The following is a 26,972-nucleotide window of genomic DNA, read 5'->3' on the forward strand; positions in this document are numbered from 1 at the left end:
TGCCCAAGCCGAAAGGAGCAGATCATGCTCGACAAAGACAATATCCATCGCCGTATCGAGACGCCCGACATGAAGGATTATGGCGTTTACCTCGCGGTCGACCGCTTGCTCGAATGCCAAAAGCCGCTCGCCGACCTGTGCACCCCCGACGAATTGCAGTTCCAGATCGTCCACCAGGTCGAGGAATTGTGGATGAAGCTCATCGCCTTCACTCTCACCGAGATCGACGGCCATATGGCGGCGGGCGAGACGATGCGCGTCCTGTCGCTGTTCGATCGGGTCAACCGCATCATGCGGCTGATGACCGATCAGCTTTCGCTGCTCGAGACGATGAGCCCCTTCGACTATCAGTCGATCCGCCTGTTGCTCGGCAACGGGTCAGGGCAGGAAAGTCCGGGTTTCCAGCTTCTCCTCACCCTGCCCCAGCCGCTTTGGGCGCGTTACAAGGCCGCCTATCTCGATGTCGCCGGGCGTAGTGTCGCCGACGTCTATGACACCGGCTACCGGCATGACGAGGCCTATATGGTCGCCGAGGCGATGGTCGAATATGACGAGCAGTTCCAGCTTTTCCGCGCCCACCATATCCAGCTCATCCACCGCTCGATCGGCATGGGGTCGAAATCGCTCAAGGGGCGGCCGGTCGAATTGCTCGACGCCGGGATGCGCCATCGTTTCTTTCCCGAACTGTGGGACGTTCGCGCCGCGATGACCGACCGCTGGGGCGCCCAATATGGCGTCAAGCGCGACAGCATCAGCGGCGCGTCGGCGGCCGGGCACGGCAGCGGGCTGTGACGGGTTCGCTGCTGCCGGAAGCGGTCCGCGGCCGCTTCCACCTGCCGCCGGGCGCGACCTATCTCAAGAGCCACAGCGTCGGTTGCCAGCCGCGCGCGGCGGAGGCGGCGCTCCGCGACGGGCTGCTGGCGCCGTGGCGCGAGACGGGCGAGGCGTGGCCCGACTGGCTCGGCGCGATCGATACATGGCGCGCGGCGCTGGCCGCGCTGATCGGGGTCGAGGCGCGCGACCTCTGCCCCGCGACCAACGTCAGCGCGGGCCTGTCGCGCTATATCTCGGCGCTTGGGACAGCGACCAGCCGCCGCACGATCCTGCTCGCGCCGAGCGCCTTTCCGACGATCGGCTATGTCGCGAGCGGGCTCGAAGCGGCGGGTTGGACGACGCGCTACCTGCCGGGCGGTGCCGACGTTCGCGACGTCGCGAACTGGACGGCGATGCTGGGCGACGATGTCGCGCTGATGATCGCGATGCACGTCAGCTCGAACAGCGGCGCGCTCACCGACATCGCCGCCGTTGCCGCCGCCGCGAGGGCGGCCGGGGCGCGCTGCGTCGCCGACTGCGCGCAGTCGGTCGGGGTGGTGCCGGTGACGCCGGCGGCGTGGGGCGTCGACGCGACGCTCGGCACCAGCGTCAAATGGCTGTGTGGCGGCCCCGGCGCGGGGTGGCTGTGGGTCGCTCCGCACGACCGCACTATGCTCTCGCCCATGGAGCGCGGCTGGTGGAGCCATGAAAATCCGTTCGAGATGGACATAAGCGACTTCCGCTATGCCCCCGACGCGCGGCGCTGGTGGGGCGGCACACCCGACGTCGCGCCGCTCATCCTGTCGGCGGCGGGCATCGCGGAGATTGCAAGCATTGGCATCGAGCGGGTCCGCGCGCATAATCTGGCGTTGCAGACGATGCTGCGCGACGCGCTCGAAGCCCGGACACCCCAATGGCGCTGGCCGACTGGCGACATCGGCGGGACACTCTGCATCGACACCGGCATCGACCAGCCGCGCGTCGCGGCGGCGCTCGCTGAACATACGATAAGCGCCGATTTCAGGGGCACGATCCTGAGGCTATCGTTCCATGCCTATAATAGCGCGGACGATGTGGAGAAGGTGGCGATGGCTTTCAGTTGATCGTGATGGCGAGGTGGGATTACTCCGCCGCGATCGCCAGTTCGACGCGCTGCGGGCCGCGGATCACGCCGCCGGGGGTCGGGCCCTGCATCGCGCCGTCGCGGAAGGTCACGACGCCCGACTTGATCGTCGCGACATAGCCGTCGGCCTTTTGCAGCAGGCGCTTGCCGCCCGCGGGCAGGTCGAAAGCGAGCCAGGGCTTGCCGAGCTTGATCGCATCCATATCGATGACGTTGAGATCGGCAAGGTAGCCCGGCGCCAGCACCCCGCGATCCTCCAGCCCATAGAGCATCGCGGTGTCGCGGCACTGGCGCTTGATCGCCTGTTCAAGCGCGACGCGGTTCCCCTTACGGTCGCGGACCCAATGCTGGAGCATGAAGGTCGGCGAGGCGGCGTCGCAGATCGTCCCGCAATGCGCGCCGCCGTCGGACAGGCTGTTCACCGTATCGTCGGCGGCCTGCAAATCCTCGAGGAAATCGAGGTTGCCGTCGCGATAATTGAGGATCGGGAAATAGATGAATCCCTTGCCCTCGTCCTTCATCAGCAGGTCATAGGCATATTCGGACGGGCTGACCCCCGCCGCCGTGGCGCGCGCCATGATGCTTTCGTCCATCTTCGGCTCATAGTTGAAATCGGGGTCCATTTCGAACTGCACCGGCCAGCCGAGCGCGACGATTTTCAGAAAATCGATGATGTCGCTTTCGGGCCAGACATTATCCTCTTCGATCATCCGCGCCTTGAACGCCGGGTCGCGGAGCTTCGCGAGCTGCTGGTCCCACGGCAGGTCGATGATCTCGTTCCATGCGGGCTTGAAGCGGAACGGGTGGACCGTGCCCTGCCACGCCATGATGATGCCGTTGCCGCGCAGCGCGATCTGCGCGACGATGTTGGCGCCGGTCGCATTCTGGCGCCGCATTTCCTCGATCTGTTCCTCGAGCGGCAATTCCTTGGCGATCGACTGGAGCGCGGCGAAGGTCACCGGCAACCCGGTTTCGCGGCTCAAATCGCCCATCCACTGAAACTCGTTCCACTCGCGCTTCAGATCGCTCGCCATTTCGAACACGCCGTACCCGACGCGGCCCATCGCGCGGCCGATCGCGATCAGCTCCTCCGCGGTCGCGGTGGTGCCGGGGACCAGTTCGCCGTCGATCGACTTGTGCAGCACGGTGCGGCTGGTCGAGAAACCGAGCGCGCCCGCGCGCACGCCTTCCTCGACGATGCGCGACATTTCGGCGATGTCGGCATCGGTCGGGATCGCGCCCGGCTTTTCGCGGTCGCCCAGCACATAGGCGCGCACCGCGCCGTGCGGGACGTGGCAGGCGACATCGACGGTGCGCGGCAGCTTTTCAAGCGCGTCCATATATTCGGGGAAGGTTTCCCAGTCCCACGACATGCCCTCGGCGAGCGCGGTGCCAGGAATATCCTCGACGCCTTCCATCAGGCTGATCAGCCAGTCGTGGCGGTCGGGCTTGGCGGGCGCGAAGCCGACGCCGCAATTGCCCATGACGACGGTGGTGACGCCGTGCCAGCTCGACGGCGCCATTTCGGCGTCCCACGTCGCCTGCCCGTCATAATGGGTGTGAACATCGACGAAGCCGGGGGTGACGATCTTGCCGCTGGCATCAACCTCCTCGCGGCCTGCGCCCAGGCTTTCGCCCACCGCGACGATGCGATCGCCCTCGACCGCGACATCCGCGACAAAGGGTGTTCCACCCGAACCGTCGACGACCGTGCCGCCGCGAATCACCAGATCATACATCCCAGCTCTCCCGATTTTTGGTTTCAGGACGAAACCTATCATCAAAATCGCGATGTGCAAATAATCGCCCGGCGGGAGCGATGAAACGCTATGATGGCGCGCCGAAACCAACGGGAGTCGCCGCCATGATCCGCTCGCTTACCCTCGCCCTCCTCCTCGCGACCGCCGCGCCGCCGCTCGCCGCACAGCAGACCGCTACCCCCGATTACAGCGCCGCGCTCGCCGATCCGGCGCGCCCCGCCGCCGACCGCGAGCGCGATGCCGCGCGCAAACCCGCCGAATTGCTCGCCTTCGCGGGCGTGACGCCGGGGCAAAAGGTCGGTGATTTCGTCATGGGCGGCGGCTATCTGACCCGCATCCTCGCCGGCGCGGTCGGCTCTTCGGGCAAAGTCTATGCCTTCCAGCCCGCCGAGTTCATCGGCTTCAAGAAGCAATATGGCGACGACCAGGCGGCGATCGACGCCGCTTATGCCAATGTCGACGCGGTCGCCGGGCCGTTCGCGGCGCCCGCCTTTCCGGTGCCGCTCGACACGATCATCACCGTGCAGAATTTCCACGATCTCTATCTGAAACCCTTCCCCGAAGGCACCGGCGCCAAGGCAAGCGCGGCGCTGTTCGCGGCGCTGAAGCCCGGCGGAACGCTCGTCGTCGTCGATCATAGCGCGGCGGATGGCAGCGGCACGACGCTGTCCGACAGCCTTCACCGCATCGACAAGGCGGCGGTAGTCGCGGCGCTGACCAAGGCAGGCTTTGCGCTCGAGGCGGAGAGCGATCTCTACAAGCGCCCCGACGACCCGCGCACCGCGAATGTTTTCGACCCCGCGATCCGGGGTAAGACCGACCAGTTCACCCTTCGATTCCGTAAACCGAAATAAGGACCAACATGAGTAACGATGATTATGTCTATGACGAAGCGAGCGGCGAATGGCTGTCCGCGAGCGATATCGCCGCGCGCGACGCCGCCGCGGCGGCAGGCCCCGAAGTGCGCGACGCGGTCGGCAATCTGCTCGCCGACGGCGATTCGGTCGTGCTGGTCAAGGATCTGACCGTCAAGGGCGCGGGGCAGACGCTGAAGGTCGGCACGGTGATCAAATCGATCCGCCTGACCGGCGACGCGCAGGAAATCGACTGCCGCCACGAAGGCATCAAGGGGCTGGTGCTGCGCGCGGAGTTCGTGCGGAAGCGGTAAAACAACCGTCGCCCCCCGCGAAGGCGGGGGGCCGCTGTCGGCTTGTCACGATGGCGCGGTCCCATCCCGCCGGCGGCCTCCGCCTTCGCGGAGGCGACGGCTTTGCCTACCCCAGCGTCCCCTTACGCGGCCCCAAATAGCCGAACAGATAGGCCCCGACCTTGCGCATCTGAATCTCCTCGGCCCCTTCGGTGATCCGATAACGGCGGTGGTGGCGATAGATATGCTCGAAGGGTTTGTGGCGCGAATAGCCGATTCCGCCATGGACCTGCATCGCGCGGTCGGCGGCTTCGCAGACGAGCCGGTTCGCCCAGTAATTGCACATGCTGACCTTGTCCGACAGCGTGCGCTCGATCTCCTTGTGCGGAGTATTGTCCATGTCCCACGCGGTCTTGCGGATGAGGAGGCGGAGCATTTCGGCCTGCGTCGCCAGCTCGACGAGCGGGAACTGGATCGCCTGATTCTTTGCCAGCGCTTCGCCGAACGGCTTGCGCTCGCGCGCATATTTGACGCTTTCCTCGATGCAGAACACCGCCGCGCCCAGCGATGACGCCGCCTGGCGGATGCGGTTCTGGTGGACGAAGCTTTGCGCGATCGCCAGCCCGCCATCGACCGGCCCGAGCCGCGCGCTGTCGGGCACCCAGACGTCGGTGAAGGTCATGCGCGGATGGTCGGTCGGCATGTTGAAGGTCCACATATATTCGTCGACTGTCATGCCCTCGGTTCCCGTCGGCACGAGCAGGCAGGTGATGCCCTTTGCATCGCCATCCTCGCCGCTCGTGCGGCAGAAGGTCGCGCAGTGGGTCGCGACGTGCATGCCGGTGATCCACATCTTGCGGCCGTCGATCCGCCAGCCGTCGACGCCGTCGCGGGTCTCGCGCACCGCACGCGTTTCCATGTGGGTCGCGTCGCTGCCATGGTCGGGTTCGGTCAGGCCGAAGGCGGTGCGGCGGCGCCCCTCGAACCCGCCGAGGATGAATTCCTGTTTCTGCTCGTCGCTCGTCGCGAATTGTTCGAACATCGCGACGAAGGGGAAATTGCCGACGATGCTATGCTCGTTCTGAAGATCATTGTGGAGGCCGAGGCCTTTCGCCGCGAAATGCTCGCGGATCACCGCCATCCACAGGTTCGACCCGTCCTTGCCGCCATATTGCTTCGGCGCCGAGAAACGCCAGTGCCCCGCGGCGTCGGCCTTTCGTGTCGCCTGCTTCAAAAGCTGTTCCCACTCGTGGCGCGGCAGCCCCTGATTGTCCCAGTCGGTGCGCGCATGTTCGCGGCGGTGGTCGAAGAAGCGGATATTGTCGTCGGCCAGTTCGAGCGGCCTGATCTCGGCCTCGATGAACGCATCCAGCTCATCGAGATAGGCCTGCAAGTCGGCGGGCATCGCAAAATCCATCGTCACTCTCCTATGATCTATCCGCGCCATTCGCCGCGCGCCGCCGCGAGCGCGGCATATTTCGGGCTGTCGACCGCGCATTTGTCGAGCGCCGCGCGGCGCAGCTTCGCAAGCAAGCCGGGCTCGGCCAGCGTCGCCCCACCCGACAGCAGGGCCCCCGCGAGCGCCGCATCCTCGGCGCGAATATCGGCGTCGAGGTCGCGCATGACGATACCGAGCGCGTTCATCGCGACGACCGCTTCGAACTTGCCATGGCCTTGCGACGTCGGCTTGATCGCCCCCTCGATCCAGTCGCGCACCGCCTGCACCATCTCGCGGTTGGTCGGCTCGCCCGTCGGGGCAGACGCGGCATCGGGCGACGGCGGCAGGGCGCGCTGCCGTTCCGCCGCGGGCGCCTCTTCTTCGAGAAGCCGGATCAGGTCGAGTTCCTGTTCGGCGGTGCGGCGGCCGATCACCACGCGCTCGACCGTCGTGTCGGCGCCGCTGCGCCACGCCTGCCCCATCTGAAGGCAACCGAGCGCCCACCAGAGCGTCCGGTAGACGAGCCAATATTTGAACCGCGCCGGATCGACCTGGCCGCCCCCCGCGGCCTCATAGGCAGCGAAATAATCGGCGAGGCTGCCGACCCCGAACGCGGGCCGGTCGAGCCGGCCGAAGCGCCACACCGTCATGCAGCCGAACGCCAGATCCTCGTGCGCATCGCCAAGATGCGCGAGTTCCCAGTCGAGCACCGCCGCCAGGCCGTCGGCGTCGACCATCACATTGCCCATCCGGTAATCGCCATGGACGAGCACCGGATCGACGGGTTCGGGCAGATGATCCTCGCACCATTTGACCGCGAGCGCGATCGCCGGGCGGTCGCCGCCATAGGACAGGAAGCGCGCCTTCAGTTCGGCGAGCGCGGCGGCGGTATCCATCACCGGGATTCCGGCCGGAACCACCGCGCGCGGCAAGGCGTGGATATGCGCGAGTTCGCGGCCCAGATCGGCGACGAGCGACGGCGGCGGCGACGGCAATATCTTCGCCGGGCTGACCTCGGCGATGACGCGGCGCATCACATAGCCGGTGCCCATGGCGTCGGCATCGCCCAGCACGCCGACGACCTCGGGCGCCTTGACCCCGCCGGCATGCGCCGCCTGGACCAGCGCCGCCTCGACCGGGTGACCATAAGGCCGCCCCTCCATATATTCGGCCGACGGTGCGCGGCGGAGCACATAAGACCGATCGGCCCAATCGAAGGCCCAGCTTTCCATGTTGGCCCCGCCCGACAGGCGGGACAGCCCCGAAAGCGCGCCGGGTCCGGCAGTGCGCGTCATGAAGGCAAAAAGCGGTTCGGAGAGGTCGGTCATTGCTTCCCCTTGCTAAGTATTTTCGGGGGCCGCAAGCTGCAATCGCATATGGCGACCCGCCGCGCGGCGTCCATGGCGTATGGAGATTCGCTGAGCTCGACGCGTGGGGTCGGACCGAAAACAGCGAGCAACGCAAGAAACGGAACACAGCACCGGCGCCGAAAAACGCTAAGCCGCTGAAAAATGGTGCGCCCGACGGGATTCGAACCCATGGCCCCCAGATTAGGAATCTGGTGCTCTATCCTGCTGAGCTACGGGCGCGCCGCGGCTCGTTTAGCGGCGTGGCGCGCGCAGCGTCAATCGCGATCAATTGACCGCGTCGGGGGGAATGATCGGGACGAGCAGCGGCATCGCCGCGATACCGTCATCGCGCAGCGCCTGCGCTTCGTCGGGCGAGGCCTGACCGTGGATCAGATCCTCCGCCGCGCGCCCTTCGTGCATCGCGCGCGCCGCGTCGGCGAAATCGCGGCCGACCCAGCGCGACTGCGGCAACATCTCGGCCTGTTTGGCCGCGATCTCGGCGAGCACCTTGCGCACCAGTTCGGGCGTGGGCTCGGCGGCATTGGCCGGCGGAGCGGCGGCGGGCGCCGCGACCGCCTGGTTCGACTTCGCGCCGACGCGCGGCGCCATCGCCGCCTTGCGGACATCGGCGTCGCCGCAGATCGGGCAGGCGATCAACCCGCGCGCCTGCTGGTCGGCGAAACTGTCGCTGCTTGCGAACCAGGCCTCGAACCGATGTTCGCCGATGGCGCAGCTAAGGTCGAAAACGATCATCTCAGTCAGCTTTCAACAGCGCGTCGAGTTCGCCCTTCGCCTCGATCGCCGCGAGGGCGTCGCTACCGCCGATGGGACGATCGTCGATGAAAATCTGCGGCACGGTGCGCCCGCCGCCCGCGCGCGCGACCATCGCATCGAACCCGGCGCGATCCATCGTCACGTCGATTTCGCGATAAGCGGCGCCCTTGCGGTCGAGCAGCGCCTTGGCGCGCGCGCAATATCCACAAAAGGCCTTCGTATAGATTTCGATCTTCGCCATGCGGCTATCCAATCCTTTCGGCATCGATATCGGAATCCAACGACGCAAAGTCAAATATGTTGCTGGTCATCAGCGCATCGGGAACGACGCGCGCCCAGCTGAGCGCCGAGATGCGCGCCGCGCCGCTGCGCCGGAGCGCCCGCGCCGCCGCGCGCAGCGTCGCGCCGCTCGCATGGACATCGTCGATCAGCACCAGATGCCGCCCCGCCGCCCGCGCCCGCGCGTCGGGCGCCAGCGCAAAGGCGCCCGCGACGATCCGCTCGCGCTCGCGCCGCCCTTTGCCGCGCAGCATCGCCGTCGCCCTCGCGCGGACGAGCAGGTGCGGATCGTGCGCGGCGCCGGTCAGCCGCGCCAGCGCGTCGGCGACCAGCGCCGCCTGGTTGAAGCCGCGCGACCAGAGCCGCCAGCGATGGAGCGGCACCGGCACCAGCAGCATCGCTTCGCCCGCGCCGCCCTCACCGAGCCCCGCCAGCGGGCGCGCCATCAATTGCGCCATCAGCCGCGCATGCCCGGTCCGCCGCCCATATTTGAGGCGCAGCGCGACGGTGCGCGCGACCGGGCCATAGGCGACCGCCGCAGGAGCGCCGTCGAACGGCGGCGCATCGGCCATGCACGCACCGCATTCGACCACGACGCCGGGCAACGCCGTCGGCAGCGGAATCGAGCAGCGCGCGCAGGCGGGACCGTCGAGAAAATGCAACGACGACCAGCAGGTCAGGCAGAATTGCCGGTCTTCGCCGACGATCACCCCGCACCCGGGACAGCGCGGCGGCAGCGCATAATCGAGCGCGGCGCGTCCGGCCGTCCGCAAGATACGGCGCAGCGCCTGCCCCGCCCCGGTTTCCGACCCGGTTTCCGCCACAGCGGGCGTGTCGATTTCGACATCACGCATGGCCGTCGTCATGTCACCCTTGTGAAGCATCGCCGGGGGCGGCACAAGCGCGCGTATGTCGCAGCCTCCCCCGCTTTTCTCCACCGCCCGCCATGCCGCGCAGCGCGATCGCATGGCGCGGCTGCCCGCCGCCGCCAATTTCATCGCGCCGATCGTCGCCGACACATTGCTCGACCGATTGTCGATGGTGACGCGGACGTTTTCGCGCACGCTGCTGATCGGGGCGCATGATGCGGCGCTGGCGGACCAGCTGCGCGCGACCGGGACCGGTCTCACCCTGTTCGAGGCCGGACCGCGGCTGGCCGAAGCGACGGGCGCGCTTGTCGGTGAAGTCGATGCGATCGACCTGCCGCTCGCCAGCTTTGACCTGATCGTCTGGCCGGGCGGGTTCGAGGCGGTGAACGACGTGCCGGACGCGCTCGTCCGCCTGCGCGCGCTGCTCGCGCCCGACGGCCTGCTCCTCGGCGCGTTCGTCGGCGACGGCAGCCTGCCGCGCCAGCGCCGCGCGGTGATGAGCGACGGCGTTCGATCGATCGCGCGGCTTCACCCGCAGATCGACCTGTCGTCGATGGGCAATCTGCTCCAGCGCACCGGCTTTGCGCTGCCGGTGGTCGATGTCGATACGCTGACCGTGCGCTATGGCGACTGGTTCGCGCTGGTCCGCGACCTGCGCGCTGCGGGTCTGTCGAGCCGCCTCTCTCCCGCCCCGCCACCGCTGACGCGCGACGAAGCGGCGCGGATCGCCGCCGCCTTCGCGGCGCAGGCCGACCCCGACGGGCGCATCGCCGAAATTTTTCGCCTGATCCATTTCAGCGGCTGGGCGCCGCACCCCGACCAACCGCAACCCGCGCGCCGCGGCAGCGGCTCGGCCTCGCTTGCGGAGGCGCTGAAACCGAAAAAGTGACCGTCGCCCCCGCGGAGGCGGGGGCAACGCTCTAAACCAGCGCCTCGATCAGCCCGATCAGCGGCAGATCGGCGGGCGGCATGGCAAGGCCGTGCAGTTCGACCGGCCGCACCCAGCGCAGCGCGCTTGCATGCACCGGCTGCGGCGTCCCGCGCCATTTGCGGCAGACATAGAGCAAGAGCAGCAGATGTCGTTCGCCCAGCGTATCGCTCGCGAAGCAGGCGGGGGCTAGGCAGCTATGGTCGACATCGATCGCCAGCTCCTCGGCCAGTTCACGGATCAGCGCGCGTTCGGGCGTCTCGCCGGGTTCGATCTTGCCGCCGGGAAATTCCCACAGACCCGCCATCGGCTTGCCTTCGGGGCGCTGCTGGACGAGCAGCCGTCCATCGCGATCGACGAGCGCCGCGGCGACGACGGTGAGGATGGAAACTGCGGCCTTTTCGCCGTTGGACACGGACAAATTATTAACCCTCCTATGCGACCCTCGAAAGCCTCGGGAACTATAACTGTTATCAGGGGCGGAACAATGAACAGGATTCATGGGCTGCTGCGGTCGACCAGAGCCGCGACAGCCGTCGAATATGGGCTGATACTGGCCCTGATATTTATTGCTGCGATGGGCGCGATGAGCGCCGTCGGAAGCTCAACCATCACCATGTGGAACAAGATTTCTTCCAACACAGACCAGGCGATGTAAGCGACTGACTGTCCAGCAACGGGACTCGGCCGCACCCTATTGCGGCCCCCGGCCATTAAGATTTTCAAAACCTATTTCTCATAAACCCGGACCGTTGACCCAGACCAGACCGTCAACAGGGTAAGTGAAGCATCAGGAGACCAGTCATGAAATTCATCAAGAAATTCGTTCGCGACACCAAGGCCGCGACCGCCATCGAATACGGCCTGATCGCCGCTCTGATCGCCGTCGCCGGCATCACCGCGATGGGCGCCGTCGGCAACGGCGTGAAGAACACCTTCACGGACGTCGCGACCAACCTTGGCGAGACGGCACCGGCGTCCTAATAGCCGAAAGGCTTCTCGCGCCTCATCGCGCGAGCGTCAAAAAGGGGGCGGTGGCTCAGGCCACCGCCCCTTTTTCGTGCACCGCCGATTCTATCGGCTGGCATAAACGACGATCTTGACCTTCTGCCCCGGCGTCAGCCGGCTCGATGCGGTCAGGCGATTGAGCACCTGAAACCGTTCGGTCTGATAGTCCTTATAGGCCATGCGCCGCGCCAGCGTCGCGACGGTATCGCCGCGGCCGACGGTGACGACATCGACCCTTCGCGGCCGGATCGCCGCCACTTCGCTCGCGCTCAGGCGGCGGACGCTGTTGAACATCGGATTGAAGACGCTGGCGCCGCCCGCTTTCGTGAGCGTCACGAAGTGAAAGGCGCTGCTGCGCGAAAATTCATAGGCGAAGACGGTGACATCGACCTGCCCCGACTGGGTGTTGGCGCGGGCGACCGAATAATAAGCGGGAATCCCGTTCACCGTCGTGCGCTGGATGCTGCCCGGGCTCAGCGAGGCCTCACCGGCCACCGCCTTGAATGCCGCCGCGATATAGGCGTTCATGTCGCCATTATAGGCCGCGGTCGTGAATTGCGCCTGGCCGCCATTGCCGCTGACCGAAACGGCGGTGGCGCCATTCTGCATGCCATAGCCGTTCGGCACGGTGAATTTGAGCCGAAGATCGGGATGCAGGAAATCGCGCCCCTCGACCACGCCCTGCGCGGGATCGTCGCCATAAAGCACCCCGTCGACCGATGCCAGAAAGGCAGCGGCGTTGCGCACGCCGCCGCGCCCGACCTTCGCGGCAAGGCTCTCGGCATTGCGAACGCGCGAGGCGGGATCGGGGTGGGTGCTCGCCCATTCGGGGAGCGAGCGCGCATCACCGCCCGACAATCGCGCCTCGAGATTGGTCTGGTTGGCGAGGCTGGCGAGCATCGTCGACAGCGCGAGCGGGTCATAGCCCGCCCGCTTCAGATATTGGACGCCGAGCTGATCGGCCTCAAGCTCCTGCCCGCGCGAATAGCCGAGCGTCGCCATCTGCGCGACCTGCATCGCATTGTTCTGGAGCAGCCCGCCCAGCCCGCCCAGCAGCCCGCCATTGTCGCCGATCGCGCCGCCGATCACCGCGCCAAGGACGCCAAGGATGGTGTTTCGCGTCGCCGCCGACTGGCGCTTCTTGCTGTGCTGCGCAGCGACATGGCCGACTTCGTGCCCCAGCACGCCGGCCAGCTCGGCCTCATCGTTCATCAGCGCCATCAGCTGGCGGGTGACATAGACATAGCCGCCGGGGATCGCGAAGGCGTTGTTCACCGGCGAGTTGAGCAAGGTGACGGTAAAGTCCCGGGGCGAGCGCGACAGCCCCGACTGGACCGCAATATTCTGCCCGATCCGGTTCACATAGGCCGCCTGCGGGCCATTATAGGCGCCGCCGAATTCGGCGAGCAGTTGCGGATGCGCCTCATCGCCCTGTTTGCGTTCGGCGGGGGTGATGTTCGTCTGGGTACGGATCGCCTTGAGCTGCGCGTCGGCAGCAGCGCTTCCGAACATGGTGACAGCCAGCGCCGCCGCAAGCCCCTGTCTAATCCCCCGCTTCATTTGGGCGCCTCCCTATGCCTTGCCGATCCGTTACGTCCTTCAGTGTGCCCCCGCGAAGGCGGGGACCCATCTCCGACGGGTTCAAAATAGCACCATCCGGTGATGGGCTCCCGCCTTCGCGGGAGCACAGGATATTTCTAAGCAACCGAGCTCCCCTGACCAAGCGGGTCTATGTGCGAACGCAAACACACATGATCCGGTTCCGTCGGGCCTCTTCAACCCCGCCCCATCGCCAGAAATTTCTCCTCGCGCGCGCTCAATATCGTCTCGCGCGGCAGTCCGGCAAGCGAATCGAGTTCCTGCGCGATCGCGTCGCCGAGCGACTGGATCGCCGCCTCGGGCGCGCGGTGCGCGCCGCCGACGGGTTCGGGAACAATGCGGTCGATGATCTTGAGGCCGAGCAGATCCTGCGCCGACATCTTCATCGCGGTCGCGGCGTCGGCCGCCTTGTCCGACGTGCGCCACAGGATCGACGCGCAACCTTCGGGCGAGATCACCGAATAGACGGCATGTTCGAACATCAGCACGCGGTTGGCCGCCGCCAGCGCGATCGCGCCGCCCGAACCGCCCTCGCCGACGATCGCGGCGATCATCGGCACGCCAAGGGCAAGGCATTGCTCGGTCGAGCGCGCGATCGCCTCGGCCTGCCCGCGCTCCTCGGCCTGGATGCCGGGAAAGGCGCCCGAGGTGTCAACCAGCGTCACCACCGGCAGGCCGAAACGGTCGGCAAGCTGCATCAGGCGGATCGCCTTGCGATAGCCCTCGGGCTTCGCCATGCCGAAATTATGCTTCATCCGCGACGGGATATCGTCGCCCTTTTCGTGCCCGATCACCATCACGCGGCGGCCGCGGAAGCGCGCGAGTCCGCCGAGGATCGCCTGGTCGTCGCCGAAATTGCGGTCGCCCGCCAGCGGCATCCAGTCGTCGAACATATCCGCGACATAATGTTTGAAATGCGGCCGGTCGGGGTGGCGCGCGACCTGCGTCTTTTGCCACGGCGTCAGCTTGGAATAGATGTCGCGCAGCAATTTCGAGGATTTGTCCTCCAGCCGCGCGATGTCACCGTCGATATTGAGCGAGGGATCATCCCCCATTTCGCGCAGTTCGGCGATCTGCCGATCGAGCGCCGCGACCTGTTTCTCGAAATCCAGAAAGGCTGTCATAGGCGAGCGCTAGTGCGAAGGCCGGGCGAGGTCAACGCCGGAGCAAATCTGAATGAACCCGATTCCCCGGCGGGTTCTCGCTTCGCTCGAACGAGCCCCTCGGCTTCGCTCGGGGAATCGGGTCTCTATTGGAGAATCGATCATTTCATCCGCGCCAGCGGATGCCGGTTGTTCACCAGCTCGACCAGCCGGCGACTGTCGACATGGGTGTAAATCTCGGTCGTCGCGATGTCGGCGTGGCCGAGCATCAGTTGCAGCGCGCGCAAATCCGCCCCGCCTTCGAGCAGATGCGTGGCAAAGGCGTGGCGCAGCACATGCGGGCTGATCGCGGTCGGATCGATCCCGGCGCGCGCCGCCAGTTCGCGCAGCATCTGGAACAGCCGAACGCGCGACAGATGTGCCTTTCCCGACGGAAAAAGCCACGGTGCGGCGCCGGTGAGCAGGGGCAGCCAGCGGTCGAGGCCCTCGCGCGCGCGCGCCGACAGCGGCACCAGCCGTTCCTTGTCGCCCTTTCCCCGAATGATCAGAAACTCGCGCCCGCCCGCGACCGCGCGGCGCGGCAGCGACACAAGCTCGCTCGCGCGCAGGCCCGATCCGTATAACAGTTCAAGCAGCAACAGCATGCGCACCGCATGGACGGGCGGCGCCTCGCCCCCCGCCTCCTCGCTCGCCTGCGCGAACAGCCGTTCGACATCGTCGTGGGTCAGGATGCGCGGCAGCGGTCGCCGCGTCGCCGGACGCGCGATGTCGAGCGCCGGATTGTCGGCCCGATCGCCCTCGTCGAGCAGAAAGGAAAAAAATTGCCGTAACGCCGATAATTTGCGCGCCGCGCTGCTCGCCGCGAGCGGAGCATAGCCCGCCATCAGCCCGCGTAGCGCATCGGCGTCGGCATCGCCCAACGAGCCGCTTATCCTCTCCGCCGCCTGCTCCAGATCGCGCTTGTAGGCGGCAAGCGTGTTGCGCGACGCCCCGCGCTCGGCCGCCATCATCTCCAGAAAGCGGTCGATCAGAACGCCGTCAGACATGGCACGGCCCGCGCAACAAATACGCTCCCCAAGTTTTCCATTCGCCCTGAGCTTGTCGAAGGGCCGTTCTTCTCTTCGACGCCCGAAAGAAAGAACGGCCCTTCGACAAGCTCAGGGCGAATGGATGATGGGGAACGCAACGAGCGTGCGCCGCTCCGGCCGTTAATTCAGACACGCACCAGCGCTTCGGCGGCGATCATCCGCGCTTCGGCTTCGAGCCCGACGTCGCGGAGCGCGCGGGTGATGTAATAGAGGTGATAGGGCGGGATCTTCGACCAGTCGCCCTGCATCCCCGCCGCCGCGATCAGCGCGACCATGCCCGGTTCGCGCCGCTCGGCCGCCGCCATGATCGCCCGCGACCAGCGCGTCTGTTTGCCGAGGGTCATGTCGAGGTCGCCCGCCGCCGATGCGGCCTGCCCGGCGTCGAGACGGCCAAGACCCGCCAGCCCGGCGACGAGGAATTTCGAGCGCAGATAGTCGGCGCTGTCGTCGTTCCCGGAAAAATTGCTGATGCTGCCCGCGCTCACGCCGTTCAGCGCGCGCGGCGACCCGACCGCCATCACGCCCCAGGCGCGGCTGCCGACGTCGAGTTTCTGCACCCACGCCAGTGCGTTGGCGTCGTAACCGGCGGCGAGCATCGATCCCATGAGCTGCCACGGATCGCTGCCGACGTCGGTGCCGGTCGGCAGTCCCGCCGCGGCGCGCGCGGTCGCGACCAGCGCGGCATAGCGCTGCGCCGGGGTCGATCCCGCGGCCCACAATCCCTGCATCGCGGCATAGCGTTCGGTCCCGGTCGCCGAGCCGAAAGCATCGCGCAACTCGCCAAGCTGGGCCGCGATCGCCTCGGGCGGCTCTTCCTCGCTCGACGCCGCGCTGAGCAGCGAGACATAGGCCTCGCTCGACAGCACCCCGCGCGCCGCCGCGTCGGGCGCCGCGGCGATGCGGTTGGCCATGTCGGTCATCGGCGCCAGCACGGTCCAGCCGCGCATATAGGCGGGTTCGCCGGCGCGCAGCGCGGCGGGGATGTCGATCGCGGTCGCGGTCGCCATTCCAAAGCGCCAGCTCGTCAGCCGGTCGACCTTGTCCCATTCGATCGTCGTCGAGCGGCGGCCCGCGCCGGTCGCGCCGAGCACGCGCTCGGCAAGCAATATGTCGAAATTGCTGATCTTGCCGCTCGACCGGACGCGCCCGATCGCCCAGCCTGCCGGGCCCGCTTCGCCCGACAGCCCGGCGCAGATCGCCGACGCCAGCCGCCACGATTGCTCCTCGCCATGCGCGAGGCCGGCGGGAACATAGGGGCAGAGCCCCGCCGGATCGGCGTTGGCAAGAAACGTCTGCTGCGCGACCTGGACGAGCCGCGGGCTGGCGCGGTCATAATCCACCGACTGGACGATCCAGCGCGCGGCGGTCGATTCGCCCATGCGCAGCAGCAACCCCGCGCGGTCGGCGGCCAGGTCGGCGCCGTTGATCGTGTCGGGGGTGTCGATCGCCGACGACAGCGCGCGGCGCAGCAATATCTGCCCCCAGCGCGAGGCGAGCGCGCCATTGGTCTTGCGCATGATCGCCGCCGCATATTGGCCGCGCACGCCAAAGGCGTCGGGGGCGAGGCCGCCGGTTTCGGGGGTCAGCGGCCCGATCCGCGACAGCAGCCGCCGCGCGCCGGGCGGCAGGTCGTATTTCAGGCCGCCCGACGCGACCTCTTCCTCGTCGCCGGTTTCACTCCCTTCCTCGCTCGTCACGTCGGCGACGGTCGCGGTGACGGCGGGCGGGACGACGCCCGGCACGGGAGAGGTGGACGAAGGGGTCGGCGATTTGGGCGTCGCGGTCGGGCTTGACGATGGAGTCGGCGACGGTTTCGGCGCGGGCGTATCCGACGGATTGCCGAATCCTTCGGGCAGGAGCGATTCCTGCGCGAGCGCGGGCAGCACCAGCGCCGCCGCCATCGCGGTGCCCGACAGGGCCAAAGTCAGCGTCAGCAGCTTTTTCGTCATCACCTATCCTTGGAGGTCGCGTTCTGGGCGCTTTGGGCGATTGTGCCGGTCACGTCCACCTCGGTCGTTCGGGGCGCGATCGGCCGCCCCAGATAGAAGAGCAACAGCAGGAAGCCCAGCACCAGCAGCGCCGGGGCGGCAAGCCGCGCTCTCCACCGGCCTTTTCCCGATCTGCCCGTCCCGCGCAATATCCAATGCCCGCCGTTCGTCCCATAAGTGCCCGCGGCGAAAGTGATTGTTCCGCGCGGCGTCGGCGGTATAGCCCCGCGCACCATGTCGCGAAACCCGAAAAGCCCCGGCCCGGCCGCATCCGGTGCCCTGCCCGCGTCGATCCGCGCGCGGTCGATCGTGCTCGTCGGGCTGATGGGATCGGGAAAATCGACGATCGGCCGCCGCCTCGCACAGCGCCTCGGCATGGCTTTCGCCGACGCCGACGACGAGATCGAGCGCGCCGCGGGCATGACGATTTCGGAGATGTTCGCCAAATTCGGCGAAGCGCATTTTCGCGACGGCGAACGCCGCGTGATCGCGCGGCTGCTCGCCGGGCGGCCGCATGTCCTCGCCACCGGCGGCGGCGCCTTCATCAATGACGAGACGCGCGCGCTGATCCTGAAGGGCAGCCTGTCGATCTGGCTCGACGCCGATGTTCCGACACTGGTCGAGCGCGTCGCGCGGCGCAGCCACCGCCCGCTGCTCAAGGACCGCGATCCGGGGCAGGTGCTCCGCGAACTCGCCGCGACCCGCAACCCCATCTATGCCGAGGCGCATATCCGCGTCAGCTCGGCGTCCAGCCCGCACGAACATACGGTGCGCGCGATATTGGAGGCCCTGTCACAGTGGGAAGATCCGACATGGAACGCCTGACCGTCGAGCTTGGCAACCGCAGCTACCCGATATTGATCGGCGACGGGCTGCTCGGCGAGGTCGGCCGCCACGTCGCCCCGCTGCTGAAGCGCCCGCGCACGATGATCGTCACCGACGCGCATGTCGCGCCGCATTATCTGGACAGGGTGAGCGCCGCGCTGGCGGCGGAAGGAATTACGGTCTCGTCGCTCGTCCTGCCCGCGGGTGAAAGCTCCAAAAGCTGGACGGGGCTCGCGCGCCTGACCGAATGGCTGATCGGCGAAGGGGTCGAGCGCAGCGACCATGTCGTCGCGCTCGGCGGCGGGGTGATCGGCGATCTCGTCGGCTTCGCGTGCAGCATCGTCAAGCGCGGCTGCGCCTTCATCCAGCTTCCCACGACTTTGCTCGCGCAGGTCGACAGCAGCGTCGGCGGCAAGACCGCGATCAACGTCGCGGCGGGCAAGAATCTGATCGGCGCCTTTCACCAGCCCGCGCTGGTGGTGATCGACCCGGCGACGCTCGCCACCCTGCCGCGCCGCGAACTCGGTGCGGGCTATGCCGAGGTGGTCAAATATGGCCTGATCGACGACGGCGATTTCTTCGCCTGGTGCGAAGCGAACGGCGCGGCCTTGCTGGCGGGCGACGCCGCGGCGCGGGCGCACGCGATCGCGCACAGCGTCGCCGCCAAGGCGCGGATCGTCGCCGCCGACGAGCGCGAGACGCAGGATATTCGCGCATTGCTCAACCTCGGCCACAGCTTCGGCCACGCGCTCGAGGCCGAAACCGGCTATTCGGACCGGCTGCTCCATGGCGAGGCGGTCGCCGCCGGGATGGTGCTCGCGCATCAATTTTCAGCCGCCAACGGACTTTGCCCGGCCGAGGATGCCGCGCGTGTGCGCGACCATCTCGCCAGCGTCGATCTGCCGCACAGCCTGGCCAGCGCGGGCATCAACACCGGCGGCGCGGACCTTGCCGCGCATATGACGCACGACAAGAAGATGCGCGGCGGCAAGCTGCCGCTGATCCTGACCCGCGGCATCGGGCAGAGTTTCGTCACCGAGGATTATGGGTTGGATGCCGTGGCGGTGTTTCTGGACGGGCAGCAAACCGGCTAAAACACTCCGTTATGGCGAGCGAAGCGAAGCAAGGGCGAGGTTATCAAAGTCAGGCCGCCTGATCGCTTTCCTCTTCCTCGCGCGCCCGTTTCGCGGCCTGCCGCCGCTCACGCAGCGCTTCGAGGACGCTGGTCGCCTGCCTCCCGCCGCCCGCGACGAAGCGGTAATCGCGCCCCGCACCGAGGTCGCCTTCGCTGATCTGCATGCCGAGCCGTTCGGCATCGAGCTGGCGCAGCGCCATTTCGACATCCTCGATCTCGCGCGGTTCGACCTCGATCTGCTGGAGCGCGAGCATGCCGAGCGCGATCGAGCTTTCAAAGACTTCGCGCACCGCGCCGACCGCTCCCGCCCCGTCGATCGCGAGCAATTGCCGCCGGTCGAACACGCGCGTCAGCACGCGGGCATTGGGGAAGGCGGCGACGATCGGCGCGAGCGCGGCGGCGTCGATGCCGCGGTCGTCGGTGCAAAAGATGATCAGCCGCGCTTCCTCCGCCCCCGCGCGGCGCAGCACGTCGATGCGCAGCCCGTCGCCGAAATAGACTTTGGTATCGAAGCGCCCCGACAGCTCGATCTGGCTCGGCTTCTTGTCGATCAGCGTCACCGAACAATCGACCGCGTGGAGCATCTGCGCGACGATCTGCCCAAAGCGGCCGTATCCGATGACGATCGACGATCCGCGCGGCGCGTTTTCGGGGTCGTCGAGATCGGCATCGCTGCCCGGCGAAAACTCGAGGCCGCGCGCGAACAGCATCAGGAACGGCGTCGTCATCATCGACAGCGTGACGACGGCGCTGAACAGGCTTGCCGCCGCGGGGGCGACGAGCAGCGCATCGGCGGCCTGGGTAAACAGCAGAAAGCCGAATTCGCCGCCCTGGCTGAGCAGCAGGCCAAGGCCGAACGCCGTGCTCCAGGGCTTGCCGGACAGGCGGACGAGGATGGTCAGCACCGCAGCCTTGACCACGACCAGCCCGGCGGCAAGCGAGAGGACGAGCAGCGGTCGTTGCACGACGACCCCGACGTCGAGCACCATGCCGACCGCGAGGAAGAACAGGCCGAGCAGCACGAGGCGGAACGGTTCGACATCGGCCTCGATCTCGTGCCGATAAGGCGAGTCGGCGAGCATCATTCCCGCCACGAACGCGCCGAGCGCGGTCGACAGGTGGAGGCTGTGCATGAAGGCCGCGCTCGCCAGCACCGCGAGCAGTCCGACGACGACGAACAGCTCGCGCTCGCCATAGCGGCCGACGAGGCGAAGCAGCGGATTGACGACGAAGCGGCCGACCAGCACGAGGATCAGGATCGCGCCGACGGTGGTAAGCGCCATCTGCCACCCCGGCGGCGCCGACGGGTTGGCGGGCGCGCGCGACAGCGCCGCGATGATCGTGATCATCGGCACGATCGCCAAATCCTGGAACAACAGGATCGAAAACGCTTTTTCGCCGAAGGGCGAATTGATCCGCCCCGAACTTTTGAGGCTCGGCAGCACCTGCGCGGTCGACGAAAGCGCCAGCGGCAGGCCGAGCGCCAGCGCCGCCTGCCAGCTGAAACCGAGCGTCGCGAAGATCAGCCCGGCAAGCGCCGCCCCCGTGACGACAACCTGCGCGAACCCGAGCCCGAAGACCGCGCGCCGCAGATTCCACAAGCGCCGCGGGTGCAATTCGAGGCCGACGAGGAACAGCAGGAAGGCGATGCCGATCTCGGCAAAGGCCAGCTTCGATTCGCCGCCGCCGACAAGCCCCAGCCCATGCGGCCCAACGAGCGCCCCGGCGATCAGATAGCCGAGGACCGCACCCAGGCCGAGGCGGCGAAAGATGAGCACGAAAAAGGTCGCGACCCCGAGCAGGATCGCGCCTTCGAGCAGCGCGGCGTCGGTCGCGGTTTCGCCGACAGCCCCGGCCGCTCCGGCGGCGAGGGCGGCAAGCGTCATGCCGGTGCGGCCTCTTCCTCGAGCGCCGCGACCGCGGCGTCGAACGGCAGCAGGATCGCGCCATGCCGCGCGGGATAGTCCTGCGCGGCGGCGAGCAGATCGAAACCCGGCCAGTCGGGCAGACCGGCTTCGCCCGCGAACCAGTCCGCGATCGCGGCGCGCGCGGCGCGGATGTCGGACAGGTTTTTTCCGGCTGCGTGGCGCGCGAGCAACGTCGCCGACGCCTGGCCCAGCGCGCACGCCTCGACATGCATGCCGATGCCGCTCACCCGGCCATCGTCGCCGGTATCGACATCGAGGATGATCGCGCTGCCGCACAGCGGCGCGCGCGCCGAGATGCGGTGCCGCCCCGCTTCGCGTGGCGGAAAGTCGGCCGATCCCACTGCGAGCGCCAATATGTCGCGATTATAGAGCGCGCCGCTCATCGCCCGCTCGCCCCGTCGGCGGCCGGCTTGTCGGCCTCGTCGCGTGCCGATCGCGCCTCGGCGCGCCGCTCGGCGATCACCTTGCTCAGCGCCGCGCTCGTCGCGCTCAGCGCGGGATAGCTGCGGCTGTCGGTTATCCACGCCGGGCGCTGCGCATTGCCGTAGCCGATATCATAGAGCAGCGTCGCGGCCATGAAGAGCAGAGTCGCGACGATCAGCCCTTTGACTGCACCGAACCCGGCGCCAAGCCCGCGATCGAACCCGCCGACTAGCGACGCCCGGCTGCGCTGGCCCATCGTCCGCGATCCCCATTTGGCGAGCGCGAAAACCCCGCCGAACAGGATCACGAAAGCGAGCATCGCCGCGCCGCCGGGCGCCGCGATCCAGCGCGAGACGAAGTCGGTGACCAGCGGATGAAAAAAGCGCACCGCGGCGATCGCCAGCACCCAGGCGAGAAGGCTCGTCACCTCCTGCACCAGCCCACGCACAAAACCGAGCACGGCACCGCCGCCGACCAAGGTCAGCACAAGGATATCGAGGGCCGTCAGATTGGACAATTGCGCGGTCGTCCTTGAATAAAAAGAGTAAGCCTAGCGTGTCCCCGCCTTCGCGGGGAGACACGGATTTTGCAATAGGTGATCGGCAGGCACATAGTCGAGCAATGGATCAATCGCCCCCGGCACGGCCAAGCATCAGGTCGACGAGTTCGCCGAGCCGGGAAAAGCCCGTAACGCCGATCCCGTTCACGGGCTTCATCCCCTTCGGCCCCCAGCCCCTTGAAAAACCCAGCTTCGCCGCTTCGCGCAGACGCAGCGCATCATGCGCGACGGGACGGATTTCGCCCGAGAGCGACAATTCGCCAAAGACGATCGCGTCGGCGGGCACCGGCCGCTCGCTGAACGCCGAAATCAGCGCCGCCGCGACCGCAAGATCGGCGGCGGGATCGGTCAGGCGATAGCCGCCGGCGATATTGAGATAGACTTCGGCGGCGCCCATCTGGAGCCCGCAGCGCGCCTCCAGCACCGCGAGCACCATCGCCAGCCGCCCACTGTCCCAGCCGACGACCGCGCGCCGCGGCGTCGCCCCGCTCGCGAGGCGGACGGTCAGCGCCTGCACCTCGACCAGCACCGGCCGCGTGCCTTCGAGCGCGGGAAACACCACCGATCCCGGCACGTCGCGGCTGCGGTCGGTCAGGAACAGGCTCGACGGGTTGCTGACTTCGCCCAGCCCCTCTTCGCCCATCGCGAACACCCCGATCTCGTCGGTGCCGCCAAAGCGGTTCTTGACCGCGCGCAGGATGCGATATTGGTGGCTGCGCTCGCCCTCGAACGCCAGCACGGTGTCGACCATATGTTCGAGGACGCGCGGCCCCGCGATCGTCCCGTCCTTGGTCACATGACCGACGAGCACGATCGCCGCGCCGCTGTCCTTGGCATAGCGGATCAGTTCCTGCGCGCTCGCGCGGACCTGGCTCACGGTGCCCGGCGCGCTGTCGATCAGGTCGCTGTGCATCGTCTGGATCGAATCGATGACGACGAAATCGGCGGTCTGCCGGTCAAGCGTTGCGAGGATGTCGCGCACCGAGGTCGCGCTGGCGAGCGCGACCGGCGCATCGCCGAGCCCCAGCCGCTGCGCGCGCAGTCGCACCTGCGCCGCCGCTTCCTCGCCGCTGATATAGACGACCGACCGGCCCGCCTTGGCGAGCCGTCCCGCCGCCTGCAACAACAGTGTCGATTTGCCGATCCCTGGATCGCCGCCGATCAGCGTTGCCGACCCCGCGACGAAGCCGCCGCCCATCGCGCGATCGAACTCGGCGATGCCGCAGAGCATCCGGTCGGGCATCTTGCTGTCGGCGCCCAGCGTTTCGAGCGCCAGCGTGCGCCCGCCGCGGCTGAGGTCGTGCTTGGCCGAAAAGACGGTTTCCCCCGCCTCCTCGACCAGCGTGTTCCACTCGCTGCAATCGGCGCATTGCCCCTGCCAGCGATAGCTGACCGAACCGCAATTCTGGCAGACATATTGGCGTTTCGCTTTGGCCATGCGGTTCGCATAATCGGAACAAAGATGGAACGCCAGTGCTTTTGCTCTCTCCGTCATTGCGAGGAGCCGCGGGCGACGAAGCAATCTCCAGCCATCGACCTTGCGCAAAGGCCGATGGCTGGAGATTGCTTCGCTCCGCTCGCAATGACGACGAAAGGGTTATAGGGCGGTCGCAATCCCGAATCGCCTCGCACAAGAAAGCCCGCGCCATGAAATTCTTTGCCGACACCGCCGACATCGCCGACATCCGGGACCTCGCCGCGACGGGCCTGCTCGACGGGGTGACGACCAACCCGTCGCTGATCGCCAGGTCGGGGCGCGACTTCAAGGAGGTGACCCGCGAAATCTGCGCGCTCACCACCGGCCCGGTGTCGGCCGAGGTCGTCGCGCTCGACCATGAAACGATGATGAAGGAGGCCGAGATCCTCCGCAAGATCGCCGACAATGTCTGCATCAAGGTGCCGCTGACGATCGACGGGCTCAAGACCTGCAAGGCGCTGACCAGCGACGGCACGATGGTCAATGTCACGCTCTGCTTCTCGGCGGCGCAGGCGCTGCTCGCCGCGAAGGCCGGCGCGACCTTCGTTTCGCCCTTCGTCGGGCGCCACGACGACAATGGCTTCGACGGCATGCAGCTGATCGCCGACATCCGCCTGATCTACGACAATTATGCCTATGACACCCAAATCCTCGTCGCGAGCGTCCGCCACGGCATCCACGTCCTCGAAGCCGCCAAGATCGGCGCCGACGTGATGACCGCGCCCCCCTCGGTCATCAAGGGACTGTTCAAGCATATCCTCACCGAAAAGGGCATCGAAGGCTTCCTCGCCGATTGGGCCAAAACCGGACAGTCGATCTGAGCCGTCATTTAGGCAAACTGCTTCCAAATCTCGTCACACTGAACTTGTTTCAGGGTCCATGGCCGGTCGCTTCCTCCGACGCGGTGTCGAAGGAGAGTGCTGGCCATGGATGCTGAAACAAGTTCAGCATGACGGGGGAAATGGAGGCTGGCGGCGTCGCTTCTCGGGCTTTCCAATTGACGTAAACGTCAACTCCCGCCGATACTCCCCCCAAAGGGAGAGATTCGCATGACCGACACCGCCGCCCCCGCCATCCTCACCGAACGCCGCGGGCACGTCCTGATCGTTACGATCAACCGCCCCGAAGCGCGCAACGCGGTCAACGCCGCGGTCCATGTCGGCATCGGCACCGCGCTCGAAACAGCGGAAGCCGACTCCGACATCCGCGCGGTCGTCATCACCGGCGCGGGCGACCGAAGCTTTTGCGCGGGCGCCGACCTCGTCGCCTTGTCGCGCGGCGAAAGCCTCCAGCCCAGCGACCCGGCCCAGCTCGCCTGGGGTTTCGCCGGCATGGTCGCACACCCGATCTCGAAGCCGATCATCGCCGCGGTCAACGGCTTCGCCTTTGGCGGCGGCTGCGAGATCGCGCTGATGAGCGACATCATCGTCGCCGCAACCCACGCACAATTCGGCCTGCCCGAGGTCAAGGTCGGGCTGTTCGCGGCGGCGGGCGGCGCCTTTCGCCTCGCGCAGCAACTGCCGCGCAAGCTGGCGATGGAATATATGCTCACCGGCGACCCGATCCCCGCCGCGCGCGCCGCCGAATTCGGGCTGGTCAACCATGTCGTCCCGCTCGCCGACCTGCTGCCGACCGCGATCGCCCTCGCCGAAAAGATCGCCGCCAACGCGCCGCTGTCGGTGCAGGCGTCGAAGCGCGTCGCGCTCGGCATTCAGGACGGGCGCATCGCGGCGGACGCGCCCTATTGGGAGCATAACAGCATCGAGCGCAACGCGCTGATGCGCAGCGAAGATGCCCGCGAAGGACCGCTGGCCTTCGCACAGAAACGCAAGCCCGAATGGAAAGCGCGCTAGATGGCGATGACCGACCCCGAGCGTATTCCCGTCATCATCGGCGTCGGGCAGGTCAACGACCGGCCCGAAGACCCCGACCAGGGGCTCGACTCGCTCGGCCTGATGGTCGCGGCGCTGAAGCTTGCCGGGGAAGACGCGGGCGTGTCGCTGGCCGACCTCGACAGCCTCGCGATCGTCGATCAGATCAGCTTCCACCATCTCGGCAAGCTCTGCGAACCGCTCGCCGCCGCGATTGGCGCCAATCCGGCGATCAATTATCAGTCGGCCGCGCCGCACGGCGACACGCCGGTGCGCCTGCTCAACGAAGCCGCGAACCGTATCGGTTCGGGCGAGGTCAAACTCGCCGCGATCGTCGGGGCTGAGGCACTGCGCACCGCCGCCGGCCGCGCCGCCAAGGCCGCAAGCGGCGAGGACAAGAGCTATAATGCGGTGCGCCAGGTCGCGACGCGGCGCGAACCCAATTATGCGCAGAAGCACGGCCTCGCCGCGCCGGTCGACGTCTATCCGCTCTATGAAAACGCGACCCGCGCCGCGTGGGGACAAAGCCTTGAGGAAGCGCAGGCCGAAAGCGCCGAAATCTGGTCGCGCTTTTCCCAGGTCGCGGCCGCGAACGACGGCGCATGGATCCGCAAACCCGTCTCCCCCGCCGACATGCTGCGCGTCGATGAGCGCAACCGCCCGATCGCCTTTCCCTATTCGAAGCTGATGGTCGCCAATTCGTCGGTGAACCAGGGCGCGGGCTTTATCGTCGCCAGCCTTGCCGAAGCGCGCCGCCGCGGCATCGCCGAGGATCGGCTGATCTATGTCGGCATGGGCGCGGCGGCCAAGGAACCACCCAGCATCCTTGCCCGCGACCGCTACGACGGCAGCGTCAGCATGGAGACGTCGATCACGCGCACGCTCGCGCTCAACGCGATGACCGTCGACGATTTCGACTGCGTCGAACTTTACAGCTGCTTTCCGTGCGTGCCGAAAATGGCGCGGCGCATCCTCGGCTGGCCGTGGGATCGCCCCGTGAGCCTGTTCGGCGGCCTGACCTTCGGCGGCGGCCCGATCGCCAATTATATGAGCCACGCGGTCGTCTCGATGGTCCAAAAACTGCGGAGCGAAGGCCGTTATGGCTTCCTGTTCGCCAATGGCGGCTTTGCGACCGACAATCATTGCATCGTGCTGGGGAACGCGCCGATCGCCGCCGCCAGCTTCCCGCAGGATTTCGATTATCAGGCCGAAGCCGAGGAAAAGCGCGGGACGGTGCCCGAACTGGTCGAAGATTATGCCGGGCCGGCGACGATCGAAAGCTATACGGTGTTCTATGGCCGCGACGGCGCGCCGAAAGCCGGCGTGGTGGTAGCGCGAACGCCCGGGGGCGAGCGGACATTGGCGCATGTCGATGTGAGCGACGCCGCGATGCTGGCTTTCCTGACCGATGGGACGAGGGAGCCGGTCGGCACGGCGGGACAGATCGTCGCGCTCGACGAAGGCTACGGCTGGCGAGCGACCTGATCC

The 26,972-nt window shown here is 67.2% G+C and carries 28 protein-coding genes and 1 tRNA gene; 12 read left to right on the top strand and 17 right to left on the bottom strand.

What is annotated here, in order from left to right:
- Positions 1-24 precede the first annotated feature (24 nt).
- Together CVO77_RS06110 and CVO77_RS06115 are read left to right on the top strand one after the other, a co-directional pair.
- Entirely contained in the window at positions 25-792 is a 768-nt protein-coding gene (locus CVO77_RS06110; RefSeq protein WP_105998348.1) for a tryptophan 2,3-dioxygenase family protein, read from the top strand.
- Positions 789-1,916 (top strand): aminotransferase class V-fold PLP-dependent enzyme, encoded by a 1,128-nt coding sequence (locus CVO77_RS06115; RefSeq protein WP_105998349.1) that lies wholly within the window; start codon positions 789-791, stop codon positions 1,914-1,916. The genes CVO77_RS06110 and CVO77_RS06115 overlap by 4 nt, the downstream gene beginning before the upstream one ends.
- A 19-nt stretch (positions 1,917-1,935) precedes the next feature.
- Here the strand turns inward: CVO77_RS06115 and CVO77_RS06120 are convergent, their stop codons facing one another.
- Positions 1,936-3,675, bottom strand: coding sequence for an N-acyl-D-amino-acid deacylase family protein (locus CVO77_RS06120; RefSeq protein WP_105998350.1), 1,740 nt, complete (start codon positions 3,673-3,675; stop codon positions 1,936-1,938).
- A 125-nt stretch (positions 3,676-3,800) separates the two neighbouring features.
- Between CVO77_RS06120 and CVO77_RS06125 the strand changes: the two genes are divergently transcribed.
- Positions 3,801-4,550, top strand: a complete 750-nt coding sequence (locus CVO77_RS06125) for a class I SAM-dependent methyltransferase (RefSeq protein ID WP_106000679.1) — start codon at positions 3,801-3,803, stop codon at positions 4,548-4,550.
- A gap of 8 nt (positions 4,551-4,558) precedes the next feature.
- Entirely contained in the window at positions 4,559-4,864 is a 306-nt protein-coding gene (locus CVO77_RS06130) for an alkylphosphonate utilization protein (RefSeq protein ID WP_105998351.1), read from the top strand.
- Positions 4,865-4,970: 106 nt separating this feature from the next.
- On the opposite strand, the gene CVO77_RS06135 is transcribed toward CVO77_RS06130, so the two are convergent.
- The 6 genes from CVO77_RS06135 to CVO77_RS06160 form a co-directional block, all read right to left on the bottom strand.
- Positions 4,971-6,260 carry an acyl-CoA dehydrogenase family protein gene (locus CVO77_RS06135; protein WP_105998352.1) on the bottom strand — a complete coding sequence of 430 codons (1,290 nt, stop codon included), beginning with the start codon at positions 6,258-6,260 and terminating at the stop codon, positions 4,971-4,973.
- 17 nt (positions 6,261-6,277) lie between these two features.
- On the bottom strand, positions 6,278-7,609 hold the full coding sequence (locus tag CVO77_RS06140; RefSeq protein WP_105998353.1) for a phosphotransferase family protein: 1,332 nt from the start codon (positions 7,607-7,609) through the stop codon (positions 6,278-6,280).
- 184 nt (positions 7,610-7,793) lie between these two features.
- Positions 7,794-7,870 (bottom strand) — tRNA-Arg (locus CVO77_RS06145).
- 45 nt (positions 7,871-7,915) lie between these two features.
- Positions 7,916-8,383 carry a DUF1178 family protein gene (locus CVO77_RS06150; protein WP_105998354.1) on the bottom strand — a complete coding sequence of 156 codons (468 nt, stop codon included), beginning with the start codon at positions 8,381-8,383 and terminating at the stop codon, positions 7,916-7,918.
- Between the two features lies 1 nt (position 8,384).
- Positions 8,385-8,645, bottom strand: coding sequence for a glutaredoxin 3 (gene grxC, locus CVO77_RS06155; RefSeq protein WP_105998355.1), 261 nt, complete (start codon positions 8,643-8,645; stop codon positions 8,385-8,387).
- Positions 8,646-8,649: 4 nt separating this feature from the next.
- Positions 8,650-9,537 carry a double zinc ribbon domain-containing protein gene (locus tag CVO77_RS06160; protein ID WP_146130830.1) on the bottom strand — a complete coding sequence of 296 codons (888 nt, stop codon included), beginning with the start codon at positions 9,535-9,537 and terminating at the stop codon, positions 8,650-8,652.
- A gap of 55 nt (positions 9,538-9,592) precedes the next feature.
- Between CVO77_RS06160 and CVO77_RS06165 the strand changes: the two genes are divergently transcribed.
- A complete protein-coding gene (locus tag CVO77_RS06165; protein WP_158258009.1) occupies positions 9,593-10,441 on the top strand; it encodes a methyltransferase domain-containing protein in 849 nt (282 codons plus the stop codon).
- Between the two features lie 31 nt (positions 10,442-10,472).
- Here CVO77_RS06165 and CVO77_RS06170 read toward each other — a convergent pair whose 3' ends face one another.
- On the bottom strand, positions 10,473-10,901 hold the full coding sequence (locus tag CVO77_RS06170) for a (deoxy)nucleoside triphosphate pyrophosphohydrolase (RefSeq protein ID WP_242446119.1): 429 nt from the start codon (positions 10,899-10,901) through the stop codon (positions 10,473-10,475).
- A 66-nt stretch (positions 10,902-10,967) separates the two neighbouring features.
- Between CVO77_RS06170 and CVO77_RS06175 the strand changes: the two genes are divergently transcribed.
- Positions 10,968-11,138: a Flp family type IVb pilin gene (locus CVO77_RS06175; protein ID WP_105998357.1), complete on the top strand. Its 171-nt coding sequence runs from the start codon at positions 10,968-10,970 to the stop codon at positions 11,136-11,138.
- Positions 11,139-11,284: 146 nt separating this feature from the next.
- A complete protein-coding gene (locus CVO77_RS06180) occupies positions 11,285-11,464 on the top strand; it encodes a Flp family type IVb pilin (RefSeq protein WP_105998358.1) in 180 nt (59 codons plus the stop codon).
- A gap of 90 nt (positions 11,465-11,554) precedes the next feature.
- On the opposite strand, the gene CVO77_RS06185 is transcribed toward CVO77_RS06180, so the two are convergent.
- The 5 genes from CVO77_RS06185 to CVO77_RS20980 form a co-directional block, all read right to left on the bottom strand.
- Entirely contained in the window at positions 11,555-13,048 is a 1,494-nt protein-coding gene (locus CVO77_RS06185) for a M48 family metalloprotease (protein WP_192878874.1), read from the bottom strand.
- Between the two features lie 215 nt (positions 13,049-13,263).
- Positions 13,264-14,211 carry an acetyl-CoA carboxylase carboxyltransferase subunit alpha gene (locus tag CVO77_RS06190; RefSeq protein WP_105998360.1) on the bottom strand — a complete coding sequence of 316 codons (948 nt, stop codon included), beginning with the start codon at positions 14,209-14,211 and terminating at the stop codon, positions 13,264-13,266.
- A gap of 140 nt (positions 14,212-14,351) precedes the next feature.
- Complete coding sequence (locus CVO77_RS06195; RefSeq protein ID WP_105998361.1) at positions 14,352-15,236, bottom strand: tyrosine recombinase; 885 nt, start codon at positions 15,234-15,236, stop codon at positions 14,352-14,354.
- 167 nt (positions 15,237-15,403) lie between these two features.
- Positions 15,404-17,227, bottom strand: a complete 1,824-nt coding sequence (locus CVO77_RS06200) for a hypothetical protein (RefSeq protein ID WP_105998362.1) — start codon at positions 17,225-17,227, stop codon at positions 15,404-15,406.
- The gene (locus CVO77_RS20980; RefSeq protein WP_146130831.1) at positions 17,227-17,502 is read right to left on the bottom strand and encodes a hypothetical protein; all 276 of its coding nucleotides are present in this window, start codon (positions 17,500-17,502) and stop codon (positions 17,227-17,229) included. The genes CVO77_RS06200 and CVO77_RS20980 overlap by 1 nt, the downstream gene beginning before the upstream one ends.
- On the opposite strand from CVO77_RS20980, the gene CVO77_RS06205 reads away from it, so the two are divergent.
- Together CVO77_RS06205 and aroB are read left to right on the top strand one after the other, a co-directional pair.
- Positions 17,501-18,091, top strand: a complete 591-nt coding sequence (locus tag CVO77_RS06205; protein WP_106000682.1) for a shikimate kinase — start codon at positions 17,501-17,503, stop codon at positions 18,089-18,091. The two genes, CVO77_RS20980 and CVO77_RS06205, sit on opposite strands and share 2 nt — an antisense overlap.
- A complete protein-coding gene (gene aroB / locus CVO77_RS06210; protein ID WP_105998363.1) occupies positions 18,079-19,185 on the top strand; it encodes a 3-dehydroquinate synthase in 1,107 nt (368 codons plus the stop codon). Before CVO77_RS06205 ends, aroB begins: the two co-directional genes overlap by 13 nt.
- A 49-nt stretch (positions 19,186-19,234) precedes the next feature.
- Here the strand turns inward: aroB and CVO77_RS06215 are convergent, their stop codons facing one another.
- The 4 genes from CVO77_RS06215 to radA form a co-directional block, all read right to left on the bottom strand.
- Entirely contained in the window at positions 19,235-21,112 is a 1,878-nt protein-coding gene (locus CVO77_RS06215; RefSeq protein ID WP_105998364.1) for a cation:proton antiporter domain-containing protein, read from the bottom strand.
- A complete protein-coding gene (locus tag CVO77_RS06220) occupies positions 21,109-21,537 on the bottom strand; it encodes an iron-sulfur cluster assembly scaffold protein (protein WP_105998365.1) in 429 nt (142 codons plus the stop codon). The genes CVO77_RS06215 and CVO77_RS06220 overlap by 4 nt, the downstream gene beginning before the upstream one ends.
- Positions 21,534-22,094, bottom strand: a complete 561-nt coding sequence (locus CVO77_RS06225; RefSeq protein ID WP_192878875.1) for a CvpA family protein — start codon at positions 22,092-22,094, stop codon at positions 21,534-21,536. The genes CVO77_RS06220 and CVO77_RS06225 overlap by 4 nt, the downstream gene beginning before the upstream one ends.
- A gap of 109 nt (positions 22,095-22,203) precedes the next feature.
- Positions 22,204-23,574, bottom strand: a complete 1,371-nt coding sequence (gene radA / locus CVO77_RS06230) for a DNA repair protein RadA (protein WP_105998366.1) — start codon at positions 23,572-23,574, stop codon at positions 22,204-22,206.
- Positions 23,575-23,783: 209 nt separating this feature from the next.
- On the opposite strand from radA, the gene fsa reads away from it, so the two are divergent.
- From fsa to CVO77_RS06245, 3 genes are all read left to right on the top strand, one after another.
- On the top strand, positions 23,784-24,434 hold the full coding sequence (gene fsa, locus CVO77_RS06235) for a fructose-6-phosphate aldolase (RefSeq protein ID WP_105998367.1): 651 nt from the start codon (positions 23,784-23,786) through the stop codon (positions 24,432-24,434).
- 228 nt (positions 24,435-24,662) lie between these two features.
- Positions 24,663-25,466 (top strand): enoyl-CoA hydratase-related protein, encoded by an 804-nt coding sequence (locus CVO77_RS06240; RefSeq protein ID WP_105998368.1) that lies wholly within the window; start codon positions 24,663-24,665, stop codon positions 25,464-25,466.
- Positions 25,467-26,969 (top strand): acetyl-CoA acetyltransferase, encoded by a 1,503-nt coding sequence (locus CVO77_RS06245; RefSeq protein ID WP_420822532.1) that lies wholly within the window; start codon positions 25,467-25,469, stop codon positions 26,967-26,969.
- Positions 26,970-26,972: the final 3 nt, after the last annotated feature.

The organism is Sphingopyxis lindanitolerans (assembly GCF_002993885.1).
Classification (GTDB): Bacteria; Pseudomonadota; Alphaproteobacteria; order Sphingomonadales; family Sphingomonadaceae; genus Sphingopyxis; species Sphingopyxis lindanitolerans.